13 protein-coding genes are annotated in these 16776 nt (G+C 40.0%); 4 read left to right on the top strand and 9 right to left on the bottom strand.

From position 1 onward, the window contains the following. Positions 1-190: 190 nt before the first annotated feature. From ORQ98_RS23655 to ORQ98_RS23630, 6 genes are all read right to left on the bottom strand, one after another. Positions 191-403 carry a WD40 repeat domain-containing protein gene (locus tag ORQ98_RS23655; RefSeq protein ID WP_274691291.1) on the bottom strand — a complete coding sequence of 71 codons (213 nt, stop codon included), beginning with the start codon at positions 401-403 and terminating at the stop codon, positions 191-193. Between the two features lie 364 nt (positions 404-767). Next, complete coding sequence (locus tag ORQ98_RS23650; protein ID WP_274691290.1) at positions 768-1616, bottom strand: ADP-ribosylglycohydrolase family protein; 849 nt, start codon at positions 1614-1616, stop codon at positions 768-770. A 187-nt stretch (positions 1617-1803) separates the two neighbouring features. Next, a complete protein-coding gene (locus ORQ98_RS23645; protein WP_274691289.1) occupies positions 1804-2229 on the bottom strand; it encodes a hypothetical protein in 426 nt (141 codons plus the stop codon). Positions 2230-2248: 19 nt separating this feature from the next. Further along, complete coding sequence (locus tag ORQ98_RS23640; RefSeq protein ID WP_274691288.1) at positions 2249-6913, bottom strand: RHS repeat-associated core domain-containing protein; 4665 nt, start codon at positions 6911-6913, stop codon at positions 2249-2251. A gap of 51 nt (positions 6914-6964) precedes the next feature. Continuing rightward, positions 6965-7903, bottom strand: coding sequence for a DUF4123 domain-containing protein (locus ORQ98_RS23635; RefSeq protein WP_274691287.1), 939 nt, complete (start codon positions 7901-7903; stop codon positions 6965-6967). After that, the gene (locus ORQ98_RS23630; RefSeq protein WP_274691286.1) at positions 7904-10003 is read right to left on the bottom strand and encodes a type VI secretion system Vgr family protein; all 2100 of its coding nucleotides are present in this window, start codon (positions 10001-10003) and stop codon (positions 7904-7906) included. Between the two features lie 364 nt (positions 10004-10367). Between ORQ98_RS23630 and ORQ98_RS23625 the strand changes: the two genes are divergently transcribed. From ORQ98_RS23625 to amt, 3 genes are all read left to right on the top strand, one after another. Next, entirely contained in the window at positions 10368-10730 is a 363-nt protein-coding gene (locus ORQ98_RS23625) for a SpoIIAA family protein (RefSeq protein ID WP_274691285.1), read from the top strand. A gap of 308 nt (positions 10731-11038) precedes the next feature. Continuing rightward, positions 11039-11659, top strand: a complete 621-nt coding sequence (locus tag ORQ98_RS23620; RefSeq protein WP_274691284.1) for a class I SAM-dependent methyltransferase — start codon at positions 11039-11041, stop codon at positions 11657-11659. Between the two features lie 213 nt (positions 11660-11872). Then, complete coding sequence (gene amt / locus ORQ98_RS23615; protein WP_274691283.1) at positions 11873-14110, top strand: ammonium transporter; 2238 nt, start codon at positions 11873-11875, stop codon at positions 14108-14110. Between the two features lie 25 nt (positions 14111-14135). On the opposite strand, the gene ORQ98_RS23610 is transcribed toward amt, so the two are convergent. Then, complete coding sequence (locus ORQ98_RS23610) at positions 14136-14543, bottom strand: hypothetical protein (protein WP_274691282.1); 408 nt, start codon at positions 14541-14543, stop codon at positions 14136-14138. A gap of 258 nt (positions 14544-14801) precedes the next feature. On the opposite strand from ORQ98_RS23610, the gene ORQ98_RS23605 reads away from it, so the two are divergent. Beyond that, complete coding sequence (locus ORQ98_RS23605; protein WP_274691281.1) at positions 14802-15470, top strand: OmpW family outer membrane protein; 669 nt, start codon at positions 14802-14804, stop codon at positions 15468-15470. Positions 15471-15565: 95 nt separating this feature from the next. Here ORQ98_RS23605 and ORQ98_RS23600 read toward each other — a convergent pair whose 3' ends face one another. Both ORQ98_RS23600 and ORQ98_RS23595 read right to left on the bottom strand, forming a co-directional pair. Further along, entirely contained in the window at positions 15566-15715 is a 150-nt protein-coding gene (locus ORQ98_RS23600) for a hypothetical protein (RefSeq protein ID WP_274691280.1), read from the bottom strand. Between the two features lie 56 nt (positions 15716-15771). Beyond that, complete coding sequence (locus ORQ98_RS23595; protein WP_274691279.1) at positions 15772-16644, bottom strand: SDR family oxidoreductase; 873 nt, start codon at positions 16642-16644, stop codon at positions 15772-15774. Positions 16645-16776: the final 132 nt, after the last annotated feature.

Here is a 16776-nt window from a genome sequence, read left to right as displayed (position 1 = left end):
TATGCTTTCCAAAGATAGATTCCTGTGATAATTCGATTTCGACAACCGCATTCTCACAGTTTCTATTTTTGGTTCAACCCCACCAATTTAAGACCAAAAACTGTCTACAGTATTGAATTAAGAAATACTTATTAAACTCATTCAATATATCTACTTTAACAAAAACCTAGCCCATTGCAGCATAAAGAAACTAGCCCTTCGGGCTAAACTTAACCACTCCAACACTACCATAAATATTAAGAGGGATTTTAACTAACTGATTTATCGCAAGTTCAAATAGTACTAAATTTCTATCTTTAGATACTGATGTAACCCACTTTCCATCAGGAGAATAAGTTACCCCAATAACATCTCCTTGGTGATAGTTTAACACTCTGACCACTTGGCAATTACTGTTGTTCATTTGAATAGCCTTGATTTGATATTACCCGCTGTCGTTAAATAGGGTCCAGTAGGATCATAGACAACTGCGTTAACATCACAGTGTTAGCATGACTCAAAAAAATTTCAATATGGTGCTATTAGGGCAAAAGGAAAACAAGAACAACAAGCTAATAACATTAACAACAGTAAATTATTATTCATCTAAAAAACCTTACTTTTAAAGTACATCCTTAGAGTCAGAGCTGGTTTAGTTAATCTGTATTTCAATATGCTCACTTTAGTAATATTAGCGCTCTTTCAGTATCTATCCCTTTGAACCATCTACTTGCTGAATTGTTACCAGCAAGTAATAGGATAAAACAAGAGCGGCCCCCTAATATTTCTTAACCAATACCCATTGCTATTGATAGCTTCTGATCTAGCTTTTGCAGGTACTTTAAACCAAACTGACTATTTTCCAATCGACTATACAACTCTTCAGGTAAGTCCTGGTTAACTCCTTGGCTACAAGATGCAGCAGCTAACGCTATAGTGGCTACGGTATCGACATCCCCTGTATAGTCAACGCATTGTTTCAAAATAGCTGATAAATCTTGATTGCTAACAATAGCTGCTACAGCAGCATGAGTAGCATCAACTCCCAAATGCCCGACCTTACCTTGCCAAGGTGTATTCCAATCACCCGGTACCTTAGATTTGAGATAGTTTCCTAAATCCTGCTTGTCACCCAGCTGATATTGGCAATAGTGTACCATCAGTGCAGCCGCTACAGACGAATTAATTCCTCCTGGTGTATCATGGGTTACTTTTGCTTGAATAGTAGCATATTCAACAACCTGCTTTTCATCTGCCAGCAAACCAATAGGACCCGCTCGCATAGCCGCACCACTTTTATCACTATAAGGCTTAATTTGCTCAAGAAATTGCTTACCATCATTAATATCAGTTAAAAACTGATAAAAACGACTAGCATAACCTTCTCTTGGATCTCGTTTAAAAGCATTTACAAAAAAATTTGCAATATTTTCCGGAACCCACTCATCATCAACAATTAATAACTCAGCAATCGCCAAACTCATTTGGGTATCATCAGTATAACAACCAGGCTTAATGGAAAGATGCCTTGAATGCTGAATATATTGCTGCAGGTTGTTATGTTCCTTAACAACTTTTTTACTAACATACTCAAAACCAGCACCGTATGCATCACCAATTGCAAGTTCTACTATCATTTTTACTCTTAAAGTACTTTATTGAACATAGAGTTTATTTTAACTCAAGGCTATTTATGGGCATAGTATCAAAAAGCATGGGAAATAATAACACTTAAATTAGGTATAAGGTAAAATAAAAAACTGATTATAACCCAGTATTTTATACATAGAGTCTCATACTTATTTCCTTAATGAAACTTTTTATTTAGCTATCACTTTCTAAAAAGTTATCATAGTCACCATATTCATCAATAGCCCACCCAATTTTTCTCCAGATAAAGCCTTCTTTTTCGTTACAGGTGTAGCTAATATAATCTCCCTTACTATTGAATATTTGTAGTCTCCTAGGGCGAGAGTAAAGCATGATATCTGCATACCCTTTAATCAACTCATCTTCAACAGTTATAACCATATTAACAGTAACTGTGATGTCTATGCTCCCTAGTATTTTTTTATTTTGATTAGCAAATACTCTTAAGGAAGAAAAGTCATCTCCAATTGAGTCAATCTCACATTTCAATTCTACATCTATTTCTTCTTCAAGCCTGTTCACTAAGAAATATGCAAAATTATGATAATCTTTTTCATTTAACTGTAACCCTTTTTTAAAACTATCTATGATGTTTATCACTGTTGACCACTCTTAAATGTTACTCTAATTCAAACAATGGATAATCAGGATTGTTAATCCTTACATTTTTCTCTTTCGCATTTAGATCAATTTCTGCATATCTTTCATTAGAACTATGATCCCAACCTCTTATTTCGCCATTTCTTTCATAATTAGGATCTTCCCATTGATCTACTCGAACTGGTTTCGCCCTTTTTCCTCCTTCAACTTTTCCATAAGCTGTTATAATACTTCTCTTATTACCAGCATCAGTTATCACCACACTTCCATTTTTATGGTATATATCTACATAATTACCATTTTTGTTTTTACCAGTATATACATTTTCAGGCTCATTCAATATATCTAAAACTTTTGGATTTTTTATATTTACATTATGCTTAGAAGCTGCATGCCCCTTTGTTCTTCCTGGCATATCAAAATCATAAACATCATCTTTTGTCACTTTTTCAAATACATGGCTATTACCTGCAGGTATTTTACCCCTATATACACCATTCTCATCAAAGCCTATATTATTTTCTTTTCTATAATCATCAAGTTCTTTTCCTTGTTTACACTCTAATCCTAAAGGATCAACCCCATTAACAGGATTAGGTGCATACTGATAATTATTAATTCCACCTAATAAACCGATTGGATCTTGGGTAATAAATTGACCTATATAAGGATTGTAATACCTGTGTCGGTTATAGTGTAACCCTGTTTCCTCATCATGGTATTGCCCCTGAAACCGTAGATTATTTTCAACTAGCGCTTCTTCTTTTAATGCTAAGGCGCCATAGGCTTTATATCGGCCAGACCACACTAACTCCCCATGAGCACTGGTCATTTCTTGGGGGGTACCTAGATGATCAAGGTGGTAGTAAAACGTTTTTCCATTGATGATTTGCGCTAATGGCTTAAAACTGCCTGGTTCATAAATATACAGCTTTTGCTGTTTGGGGCGTACTTCACTTAACAGGACATCGCCATTCCAATAGAACTGCACTTCTCCTTGTGGAGTGGTTTTACTGATTCGACGGCCTAAAGCATCATATTTATACTCAAATTCACCTTTCTGGTTTTTGACTTTAACCAGTTGGTTTTGGGCATTATATATATAGTCGGTAACAAGTCGGCCTTCTCTTCCTCGCTTTTCTTTAACCAAGTTGCCACGGCTGTCGTATTCAAAGTGGCGATCACCAAAGAATGCTAACCGATTTCCTGTGGTTTGCTGTTGGCTGGTTAGGGTTGGTAGCTCAGGCTCTGAACTGTCTTTTTTAGCCAGTAGATTGCTTGCAGGATCAAAGGCAAACTGCTCATTGATAAACCCTTGAACCTGGGTTAATCGATCCAGTGCATCGTAATAAAAACGAGTGGTCCCTTTTTTCAGGTCACTGATTAAATTCAGATTACCACTTTGATCATAACCATATTGTCGCTGTATCAGTGGTTGTTGCTGCCCCTTGGTTAATACTTGGTGCTTTTGCAACCGCCCTATCGGATCATATTGAAACTCACTTAGAGTATCACCTTGTAAGCGGGCAATTTCCCGCCCTGCCTGGTCTCGCTTTAATTGACTGATTGGGCTACCGTCTAACGCTATTTCGGTATACAACTGCTGGTGATTATAGTTAAATCCTAGCTTTTGCCCGTTCGGTAAAATCGTTTCTACCCGGTTACCTAATGCATCACAACGGTGCTTTAATTCTGTATTATCTTGCTTTTCCAGGGTTAAATGTCCCTGGCTATTATACCCAAAGGCGAGTTCACGATGAGGATTTTTCGCTGCGATTAAACGGCCACAGCCGTCATATTGAAAGTGAGTGGCTTCACCATCAGCAGCCACTTTACTGATTAACTGCCCAAGCTTATTGCGAGTAAACTGAGTTATTAATCCAGTCTGGCTTTGTTGCTGAGTGGATTGCTCTGTATTTTTGCTGGTTGGTGTTTTAGAAACGGTTAATGGCCCATCAATACTGGCAATTAAATGTCCTGCCGAATCATATTGATAATGCTGTTCTCTACCATCAAAGCCAATCTCAGCAATTAGCCGCTCATTTTTGTCATAAGCCAGCCGGTAAATTTCAGCCTTTTCATTTTTTAGGCCAATTAAATTACGCTCTTTATCATAAAAATATTCTAATGCCTGGCCAGCTGGATCTATCCGCTTTCTGACTTGGGATAAGCCATCATATTGATATTGGGTAACTCGGCCCACGCCATCAATATAACGGGTCAATTGACCGGCTTCGTTATACTCAAACTGCTGCACTTGACCATCGGGCTGGCTGATTTTACTGACTAAGCCTAGGGCGTTATATTCATATTGGGTAACCGCTTTGTTATGATCCTGACTGGCAACAATTTGGCCTTGGGGGTTATAGGCGTATTTTTGGCTATTACCTGCATGATCTTTTTCTGCGATTAACTCCCCATGAGAATCCCACAACAGCAGCCGTACTTGCCCTAAAGCATTGGTGATTTTGCTCGGTAAGCCTTGCTCGGTATATTCAATTTGGGTTTCATTCCCCTCTGGATCTACTCGTTTGGTGAGCAATCCTGATCGATTATATTCTCGATACCAGCTATTACCTATAGGATCAGTAACCGCTGTCACCCGCCCAGCTTCATCATACTTCAGTTGATGCTGGTTACCCTCAGCATCCATGACACAAGCAAGCAGCCCCTGCTCGTTATATTGGTATTCAGTGACAGCTCCATTGGGATCAGTGGTACTGATTTTTCTACCATGCTCGTCATATTGGTAAAGAGTTTCACCACCCTCTGGATCTATTTCCTTATCAACCAGACCACGCTCGTTGTAATAAATAGTACGCACACATCCATTACTATCAGTACAAGTGGTGATTTTCTTTTCGTCATCCCAACTAAAGCGATAATCATAAATACCATTATCTCCCCATTGGTGGATACAACGGCCATTAATATTGTACTGATCCCACTCAAAATAAAAACTAAATCCAGTTTTTAAAATACGACGAGTAATAACATGGTTTTTATAAGTAAACTGCTCTTTATTACCTGCTTGATCGACAACAGCTATTAATTCATCTGCCTGATTATATTCATAGCGAACCAAAGTGTGACGATGGCTAACTTTCCCTTCAGCATCATAACGCAACTCTTCTAATTGAGTGAGCAACCTTCCTTGATATTGGCACGCGACTATACGCCCCCAGTTACTTTTCAGGCGGGTTAGATAACCATTTTCATAATGGCATAGCCAAAAGTTATTGGCTGCATCTTCTAGTCGATGCAAACGGGCAGTTTGATTCGACTTTTTAAATAGTTTATCCGGCTGATCCGGTGCCGATAACCGATAAACATCTTCTGTTTCCCAAGTGAGCGTTAGTTGTTCTGCGGTATTTTCTGAATACTGGCCTAGCTCACGTATCACTGGCAAGCTGATAACCCGACCTTCATGGTTAAATAAACTAATTTCCCATTCTGAAAAACTTAAGTATTCACTTAGTGGATAGGTCCAGCCATGACCTATCCCAGTGTTACGTATATGCCCTGTTCGATAAGTTCGGTGCCACTCTAAAGGTAACGGGGTATCAATAACAAAATCCTGCTGAGTTAGCAGTTCTTCCCCTGTTACTAAACTAATGGGCTCACCACCTTTACAGACTTTGCTGTCTTCTGGGCAGGATTTGTTATTATCTATTTTTCCTGTTTCTTTAGTGGTACCAGATTTCGGATTATTTTCTACAATATGGTCATTTTTTGCTTTAGTAACACCATGATACTTTTTACGCTGCTTTATTTTTTTCAAGGCTTTGGCTAATTTCTGCAAGGTAGAAATAGCTTTTTTACCATAGCTGCCTAATTTAGAGGCTATATTGGTCGCCATGGCGACACCACCTGCTCCCCCTGAAACCGCTGCTAAAACAATGCCTACCACTATGTCAAAAATTGCACCACTTGCCATTCGGGTTTTATCCACGGCTGGCAAAGCATCCCAATAACGACCAGGAAAATCGCGTAAATAACTAAGCGTTTCTGGGTCATCCAGGATAGCAATTAATAATTCTTTGATTTCCACTGCATCGGCAATAACTTCATTGCCTTCATCTCGTGCCGTATTTAATTTACGCTCTAATTTATCGATATCACCCGTTGCAATGGCATTGAGAATATCAAAATACTCCATTTGGGCTTTACGCAGCACATCCGCCGCAAAGGTGGCCATATCCCAAATACCCGTGATTGAATCACCCACTCCTTCAAAAGCAGCACCAGTATAAATCAACCCTTGTTTCCACCAGGCCTCTTTATCTAGGGCTTCATCCATATAAAGCTTCTTGGCTTCCTGCTCTTTAATAATACCATCCAGGGCTGCAACAAACTCTTTTCTTAATTTCTCTGCTTCAGCTTCATCAGGGTTTTCACCGTAAATGACTTCAACTTTACCGGGCGGAATATTTTCTTCTCGTGCGTTGCCTTTAGCATCCAAGGTGCCAGATGCCACTTCATTACCATCCACCAGCACTCTATAAGGGGCTTTAGCCGCAGGGGTTTGATCGTGGTCTTTATAGCAATAATTTAACGCTAACCAATGATTATTTTTACTGCATTTAACAGTAGAATTGGGCTCACCTTTAGACAGGCTTTTGCCATTATCCACCATAGACTCAATAAAATTGGCAGTAGGCATAAATGACGACAGGTCAGACATAACTATTTATTTCCTTATCAGCCAGCAAGCTATTATGGCGTAATAGTAAACTTATTCACTAACAGGTGTTGCAAACCAGCCAGAAGCGTTATAACGCCCATACACTTGTTGCCATTTATCTACAGGCACTGCCATTAAGTTATCAATTAATTGATTATCATGTTGATGTTCTTGATAAGCCGAAAAATAAGCAGTCAGGGCATTGTCTTGATAAAAAGTTGGCCCCATTGAAAACATGAATACGACCCATTGGGTCATAGCATATTCTGACTTCATTCCCTGTTGTTGTGCTACTTTAATAGCTTGATCAATCAGTAAATCAATTAATTCAGGATGATACTCAGCCAACACTTGTGGATAATAATCGTACAAATGATAACGTGTATTAGTAAAAAGGACTTTATCTGATGCTTTATTTAGCTGAGCCAGCTGGTCTTTGCTTAACATCAACCATTCAGGCGCAATACTCATTTGGTTGTGGGGCTTTGGATTAAGAATAGCTTGCCACTCATCGGCTACAGGTAACCAACAACAGCTGATGGGTTTTAGTAAGTCAACCAAGGCTTCTGCCTGCCATTGTTGCTGCCATGGCCACCAGCGGCTAAGTACTCTGGGGTCAAATAACCGGAAGTTGACCTTTTTGCCATCTGGTAATGTCACTTGCAACATACTACGCAAGTGTGCCAATACTGTTTCCCTATCAAAACCGCTGGCAATAGGCCAAAACACACCTTCATTGGCAGGTAACTGAAATAGCCACTGCCAAAATGGGTGCTGCATATCCAGAGGTAACTCTATAATTAATGGTTGAATATCACTGGGTAAATCAGCACTATTAGGTAAAAACTGCTGATAGTCACACTCACCCGCTAACTCAAAAAACTTGGCTGGTAATTGTGGGTGCCCGGCGCTATCCAAAACGATATAACAGCGTTCTGTCGGGCAATCTGAAAAATAAGCCAACAGCTGCTCTCTTAATGCCCTAGCCATTTATTTATCTGCTCCCTGTTCACATTGCTCACAAAAAGCAGCGTCATTTTTACGGCCTTTATTCAACTGCCCCGAACATAATGCAGGAAAATTTAATTTATCCATTTGAGAGGGGGCTGCGGTTAATGCTGCTGTCACTTTACCCGCAATATCAGTAGCAGCCTGCAGTGCTGCCATTGCAGACGTAGGTGAAATAGCTGAGCCACTACTCGCCGAGCCACCACTATTTAACCGAACTAAAGGGCCTTGTACTTTTATTCCATCACTACCTAGGGTAATAAATGCGCCCCCTACTTTTAAGATGGCTTGACTACCGGCCTCGATAATAATTTTCATCCCACTTTTTAAATGAGCTTCTTGGCCAAACTGTTCTAAGTGTGCAGTCGCTGTGGTTAATTGATAATTATTTCCCACCGTTTGGTGTTGTGATTGAGCTATTTGCAGATGTTTTGCCATGTTAATCACCACATGCTGCTCTGATTTTATCTGTTCGTAACGGGCTGCATGGGTAATTAAATGCCGGTTACATTTTACTTGCTCTCGTTGCTCATTTTTTACATGCCAATCCAGCTCTTTCTCACCATGGATAAAAACCTGCTCTTGTCCTTTTTTATCTTCGAAGCGAATTTCATTAAAACCTTCACCTCCAAGACTGCTTTGGCTTTTTAAGGTGGTACGGGTTTTATTGATGGGTAATTTGTACGGAACAGGTTGTAGTTTATTATATAGTCTACCAGCAACAATCGGTTGACTGGGGTTACTATTAATAAAATCTAACATTATCTCTTGGCCCACTCTGGGCAAAACTAAACTTCCCCACTGAGGGCCAGTCCAGTTCTGTGCCACCCTAATCCAACAAGAGCTGTTTTCGTTTAATTGCCCTTGTCGATCCCATTGATACTGTACTTTTATTTGGCCATGGGCGTTTGTATAAATTTCTTCCCCCCCTGGACCTGTAACAACAGCCGTTTGAATGCCTTTAGGCTGATGAGCTATTTGATTAACTTTTTTATCAACCTGGCTACGAAATGGTATTTCACTTGGTAATGCAACAACACTATTATTATATTGGCAACCTTTACCATTCGCTTCTTCCTCTAATGATTGTGGCTGTCTGCCAATATGTTCAACTTTAACCAGCAAATAATCCTGATTTAATTTTTTAACTGGGTGCTGTTGCACTGTTATACGATGACCAGCTGTTAATCGCGGGGCATTTGTCTGCCCAGTGACTTCCCGTTGAGCTGCTTGCAATGCCTGCAATTGTAGCTTAGCACGGCTTTCACCATTAGCAGGTAGATCATACTCTCCCGGGTAGTGATAATGCTCTAATGCCTGTTGCTGTTTTTCTGCTTGATTAACCGCCAGATTTAACCCTGGTTGTTCAAAGTTAAAGTCCTGTAATACTACTTTACCCACCCCAGCCTTGCGTTTAAAAGATAACCGGTAAAGTGTATCTTGTTCTGGCACCATGCCAGAAACAGGGTAATAATCCAACGCTTTACTTAATTGAGGAAAGGCTGGCTTATTATCACCAATGATCAATTTATGGCCACCAGCGTCATGCTCAAAATGAAAATGCATCCCTTCTTCACGCATTAAACGACAGATAAACTGGTAATCAGTTTCCTGGTGTTGGACGCAATAGATACGTGGAGAATAATTGGTTGTCAGCCTAAACTGATAGTGCTGACCCGATATTTGCGCAGTTTCAAGCATCTGCTTAATAATATCAGGTACCGTTAAATTCTGAAAAATAAGGCTGTTAGTACGATGCTGCAAGTACCATATTTTTGGTACAAGTCTTATTTTATAAGTATGAAATTTTCTACCAATTTCTTGTTGCTGAAATAGACAAATTTCGCCATGCACGAAACGTGAATCTGTTTCTCCAGGGTTAGTCTCCCCCTGAATGGTTAAAGCTGCAGCTTGTTTGATAAAAGCCGTTGTATCGAGGTTAGGGTTTTCTGAAGCCACTACAACATCAAACTCATAAACGTCCGATAATGCCTCAATCCCCTTAAACCCAATAACCCTTAATGGCTCCTGACTCCCTGAAACTTCAATCGTAAAACGACTTCGATTAGCTGCAAGTGTCATATTTTATTGTTCCTTCATAAACTTAGGGGTTATGTTACTCTCGATGCTATTAGCTGCTAATGCGTCAATTGTAACGAACAATCAGGCTCATTGTACCAGCGAGTCATCATCTCCTGACGTACCACACATTTCGTGATTCCGCATGGCTTTACGATAATACCCAAGAGTTGGCATAGGCTACAGCTTTTAAACAAAACCGCCACAATCTGTTCATTTAACAATCAAAGCTCACTATTATTAGTAAGGCGAAAGGTGTACCTGAGCACTTTATTGCTCATTCTTACATAACATTAGTGATATGGCTCATTTCACACTATACCTATCATTAAGAAGCGCATTTACACTCTCTAGTACAAGGTCACATATGCTTGAACTGATTCCTAACTTACCAGATAACCTGATTGGCGTTATCGCTAAAGGTAAAGTCACAGGCCATGATTATGACGCCATTTTAATCCCCATTATTGAGGATAAAATAAACAGCCATGGCAAAGTAAGATTGTTGTATCAATTAGGAGAAGAGTTTGAGGGATTTGACCTGCAGGCCCTTTGGGATGATGCAAAACTAGGAGTAAAGCATTTTAAGGCATGGGAAAAAGTAGCCATTGTTACTAATTTAAAGTGGATCCGCCATGCGGTACAAATGATTGGTTTTTTAATTCCAGGTGAGTATAAAATTTTTGAAAATCACCAGTTTAATGAAGCGAAAGCCTGGGTATGTAGCTAATTATAACCCTTCTCATAAAGGGCTTTATTTAGTTTACCAAATCAAGTCAAATAGACTCAAATAGCGAAATAATTATATAATTTTTTGTTAACTTTCATATTTACTATGAATTATACTCATAAAACAAACCTAGCTATTTGATCACAACATTTTTCCATATCTATCAGTTAGACTGCTTAACGACAATAAAAATCACATTGCATTTCTTAACTTTTCATTACTTGCTGCCTGATTCGTTTTATTACTGGGAGCTCGTTTTTCTTGTAGTTGTGCCAAATTTTATAACCACTGGATAGGACCATATTAATATGTCTGCAAATCAAGTTAGGGCACCCGCCCCGCTTTTTGCTAGGCGGCTAAGCCCTCATGAAGCAAACGCCCTAAAGCTGTGCAACCAGTTACTTAAACCCATTAGCCCATTTAAAAATGTGCTTGAGTTCAGTAATGGAGATGAATGGTTTGGGCAAGGTTTAATTCAAAATGGAATAACTGACGACGTAGCTATGTTACGCTGGCGCCAACACCATCCTGTTAGTCGTAATGCTATTTTATACAATGGCCGAATGGCACCTTTGCCCAACCAATCGTTTGAATTAACTTGTGGAATTGATGTACTTCATCATTCTCGCGATCCTAAAGAAACCCTTCGAGACTTATTACGACTTACTAAACAGTACTGTCTTATTAAAGACTATACCTACAGTCATTTACCCAGCTGGTTTTTAGTCGCGCTGGAAGATATCCGCGGCAATCGAAAGCTACAAACCAACAGTACCCTACATTATCAGCACAAATGGGAATGGTTAAAGGTCTTTGATAAGGCTGGCTTTAAACTTGTTGAGCTAAAACATCCTGTTGGCTGTGACGGCTGGCCAAAACGGATATTAACCAAGCGCGTTCAATTCATTGGTTTATGGGAGCGAAAATAAACCAGGCATTGTTTTTTCAATGCCTTGAGTTGCTAATTAATATAAGGGGTGGCAATTATGCTTTATACCCACCCCTGAAATAGACGTTGCAAATATAGTTACTTCCCATCATAAACAGTTTCCAACTTCGATAAACCCTAAGCTGGGTTGTATAATTTGATTCCTTTCCTATATTTACTTTGAAACACATTAGTAAAAAAGTAGTACATTATTATGCCAACCGCCGAACTTAATGAGCTTCAGCAAACGATTAATATTCTGTGGCTAATGGTCGCTGCTGCCTTAGTTTTTCTTATGCAAGCCGGGTTTGCTGCTTTAGAGTCAGGGCTGACCCGTGCCAAAAATACAATTAATGTAGCCCTTAAAAACATCACCGACTTTACGGTTGCAACCGTGGTATTTTGGTTAGTTGGTTTTGCGCTAATGTTTGGTGACAGCGTCAGTGGTTGGTTTGGTAGTAGCAACTTTGCCATATCAGAAGCAGATACCCCCATGGACTTTGCTTTTTTTATGTTTCAAGTCACCTTTGCAGGTACCGCTGCTACCATTGTGTCTGGCGCTGTTGCCGAGCGAATCCGATTTCTTGCTTACATGATTATTACCATTGCTATTTGTGCATTCATTTATCCCGTTTCTGGCCATTGGATCTGGGGAGAAGGTGGCTGGCTTGCTGAAAAAAATATGGTTGATTTTGCTGGTTCAACTGTCGTTCATTCATTAGGTGGTTGGGTAGGCCTGGCTGGCGCATGGATTTTAGGTCCCAGGCTTGGCCGCTTTAATCCAGATGGCAGAACCGTAAGAATGCAAGGCCATAACCAAGTAATGGCTGTGATAGGTGTATTGATTTTATGGTTTGGCTGGTTCGGTTTTAATGGGGGAAGCACATTAGAAGCCACACCTGATGTCGCTAAAATCATTCTCAATACATCATTGGCGGCAGCAGCAGGTGGTGTGGCTAGTTTTTTAATTTCACTGTTTTTACATGGGGGAGAAATTTATATCGCTCGATTGTTAAATGGTATTATTGGTGGCCTGGTAGCCATTACCGCAGGATGTGCAGTTGTTGATCCAATGGGGGCTGCGTTTATTGGACTTTCAGCTGGTGTCGTAGTCTATGGCTTTGAATGGTGGATGGTAAAAGGGTTAAGAATTGATGACCCAGTTAACGTGGTAGCCTCGCATGGTTTTTGTGGTGCCTGGGGCACACTCATATTAGCCTTTGTTGCTGCTGATGGCGCATTACCAATAGCCAATCGCTGGGAGCAATTTTTTGTGCAAGCACAAGGGGTGATTGCCGTATTTATCTGGGGCTTTGGTACCGGCGCTATTTTATTTGGCATTATGCGCTATATGAAATTTCTGCGTGTGCCTGAAGAGGCAGAAAGAGTGGGTCTTAATGTTTATGAACATGGCACCACCACAGGCTTAATTGAAATTAAACAAGCCATGAAGTCTATTTTACCTAAATCAGAAGGTGGCGAAGGTGACCTCACTACAAGAGTACCTTTTGAGCAAGGTAGCGACGCAGGTGAAATTGCCCAAGCATTTAACACCTTGGTTGACTCTTATTACAACACAGTAAAATACCTTAATAGCGCATCAGCCAAACTAAACCAAACGGGAGAGTCACTAAATAACACCTGTGCAAGCCTGAATCAATCAGCTAAAGACCAAACGTATAATTCTGATAAAGTATTAAGCACTGTACAAGAAATGGTAAATATGACCAATCAAGTGACAGAATATGCTAATGAAATTTACGAGCGGACTTTAAAGGTATGCGAAGAAGCTAGTCAAAATAGAAGCATTGTTAACTCGGCAACTCATGCGATTGAAACCTTATCCAATGACGTTATTGAGGCAGCAGAAGTTATTCACCAATTAAAAAATGACTCAAATGAAATCTCGCAAATTTCTGACACTATTAATGACATTTCTGATCAAACTAACTTATTAGCATTAAATGCCAGTATTGAAGCCGCTCGTGCTGGTGAGCATGGGCGAGGGTTTGCTGTGGTAGCTGAAGAAGTAAGAGAGTTAGCCCAGCGAGCATCCAACTCAACTGAACAAATAAAACAAATGATCGATAAAATCCAGGCAGGGGCTATCAAAGCGGCAGAAGCAATGGAGCAAGGAGCAGAAAATGCCAGTGCGAGTGTTAATCAAGCAAAACAAATGGGCGAATCATTAAATAGAATTTCAGATAATGTTGAAAATATTACTGAGCTCACTCAATTAAGTTGCAATCAACTAAATACTTATAAAGAAGTTACTCATACGATCGAAACTGACTTATCAACAATTAACCATTTAGCCAAAGAGGGTAATTTAAGAGCAGATGAAACGGAACAAACCAGTTCATCACTATCTGAATTAATTAGAGAGATTCACGGCATTATCAACCAGTTCCAGGTAAGCAACAGTAATGAAAAAGCAGCTGTCGCCAAATAAGCGGATACACTTCGTAAAGAGAGTATCAGCCATGCCAGTGAAACTTTAAATAACTGCTCTGCCCTGGACCGGCAATAGTTTCCAGTTGTATCAAATGGCTATGCTTAAGGCGCATCATGGTTCGCTTTATTTCAACATCTTCTGCACCATTGTCAGCAAGAAAATCAATTAATTGATAATTAGTTGCCGTTCCCTGCTGTTTAATAAAATCTAATGATTTTTCAAAGAAGCTAACTGATTTACTACCTTTATTGTCACAACCCACATCAAGCTTCACTGACCGATCACCCGTTTCTCGAGTTTGCTCTGAAAAGGTATTATCTTCCTGCACACCACGACTTAGCTCAGCAATCAGTACCTTTAAATCATCAGTTGCTTCTATTGATAAGTCGACTGCTAAATCACCAATTTTACCTGTTATTTTAATTGCCATAGAAATCCACTTTGTTTCTCAGTGAAGTACATACAAAGGGTATGTACTATAACATAGCCTTACTCGTAATTTAGATCATCTACTGTTCACTGTGGACTTTTTAGACACAGAAAGCCTATAGATAATAAGTAAAACTACTTAATTTCCCCTGCCTTTTAACTGGCTATTGATATAACTCAATATTGTTACATTGTTCCCCGATTAATATTTCAGTTAACGCTTTGTTGCTGTCGATAAGGAATAATGAGGTCATTTTTTATGCGTACACCTACTGCTGTATTTACAACCGCTATTTTAGGTTTAGCTCTTAGCCAAGCTGCAATGGCTTATCAGGAAGGGGATTTTATCGTCAGAGCTGGTGCAGCAACTGTTTCTCCAAATGAAGATAGTGGTAATGTGAAGCTAGGTGGGACCAAAACTGATATGACAGTAGGGGCAGACAGCAATACCCAACTGGGCTTAACTGGGACCTATATGCTAACTGACCATATTGGGATTGGCTTATTAGCGGCAACACCATTCGAGCACACTCTTTCATTAAAAAATGGTGGTAATCTAGATGGCTCCCTAGCGGATGTAAAACACTTACCGCCGACATTAACTCTGCAATATTATTTCAATGACACCGCAGCTGACCTTCAGCCATACGTGGGAGCAGGGGTTAACTACACTACTTTCTTTGATGAAGAATTTTCCAGCAAACATAAATCTGCAAATTTTAATGACTTAAAATTAAAAGACTCTTGGGGTGTTGCGTTTGAGGCAGGGGTTGATTACAAGTTGACTGATAACCTGTTAGTCAATGCCAGTGTTTGGTATATCGATATTGATACTGAGGCTAGCTTTAAAGTAGGTAATACCAAAGCTAAAGTAGATGTTGAGTTAGACCCATGGGTCTATATGGTGGGGTTAGGGTATAAGTTTTAGAGAGTTAAACTATAGCTCAATCCAACTTCCCCCTTTGAAAAAGGGGGATTTTTACATGTTAATAAAGCACTGATGGCTCAATAACTCTGGTCCATCTAAATCCCCCCTAGCCCCCCTTTATCAAAGGGGGGAACAGCATTTGTGCAGCCTAATAACCCTTCAATCGCCGCCAAATCTGAATGTATGGAGTAATAGAGTGTTTGGTCACTAAGGCATGGATGCCTTTTTAGTTCTTGAGGGTTCATGGATGGCCCTTCAAGAACGGTGAACAAATACCCTATTGCTCCATACTCTCCCCCCACTACACATAAAACCCTTTCACTATCTTAGCAATCGCTGGGCGCCAGGCCTTTGCATGAATCCCAAACGTATCTCGGATTTTGCTAACCGATAACCGGGCATTCAAGTAATGGGGTAAATAGTCTAATTGGCCACACTCCTTCACTAACAACTTATCTGATGGGAGTTCATCGTACTGTAGTGCATCATTAAGTAATACTTCAGCAAATTTACTTTCTGCGACAGGCTCTACTCCACCATAATGATAGGTACCAAACACCTCTGCTTCACAGTCCAACTGATAAAGAATCGCAGTAATTACGGCTGCAACATCTGCTGCTGGGGTTGGATTACCCAGGCGATCAGAGGCCACCCACACTTCTTGATTTTGCTTTAACTGAGACAAGATAGTATTAACCAGATTATATCGTCTGGCACTGACAACCCAGCCTAAACGTAAAATAATATGATTTGGACAGCGCTCTCTAATCAGCTGCTCTCCTTGCCACAGACTGCCAGCTAAAACCCCCTTTGGATTAGCTGCATCTTTTTCTGTATAAGGCTCCGCCTTAGCACCATCAAAAACCAGATAAGATGATAAATGAATTAAGGTTGCCTGATGTTTTTTACAAGCGCTTGCCATTTCCGCTACAGCATCGCGATTAATCGCAAAACACCTTGAAGGCTCTGACTCCGCTTTCATCAAATCCCGATAACCTACTGCATTCACGACGATAGTAGGCTGATAACTCTTGATCAGCTCAGTGACTTTTTTGCTGTGAGTGATATTCAAAGCATCATGACTAGGTGCTTTAAAAACGATGCCATGTTCAGTTAATTGTTGACATAGCTCATGACCCACCTGACCTGAGCCACCAAACACTAATACTTTCATAAAGCAACTTAAATTATCCTGAAGCAACTTGTTATAAGCTTACCAGTTAATGCTAACCATCACCTATATGTCAACTGTCCAACAGCTGGTGTACTTCACACACCTTCAGCCAGCATGTGGTTCACATTCCCC

It is taken from the genome of Spartinivicinus poritis, from assembly GCF_028858535.1.
GTDB classification, from domain to species: Bacteria; Pseudomonadota; Gammaproteobacteria; order Pseudomonadales; family Zooshikellaceae; genus Spartinivicinus; species Spartinivicinus poritis.
The sequence above is the reverse complement of the archived record's forward strand: the minus strand, read 5'-3'. Positions and strand labels throughout refer to the sequence as shown.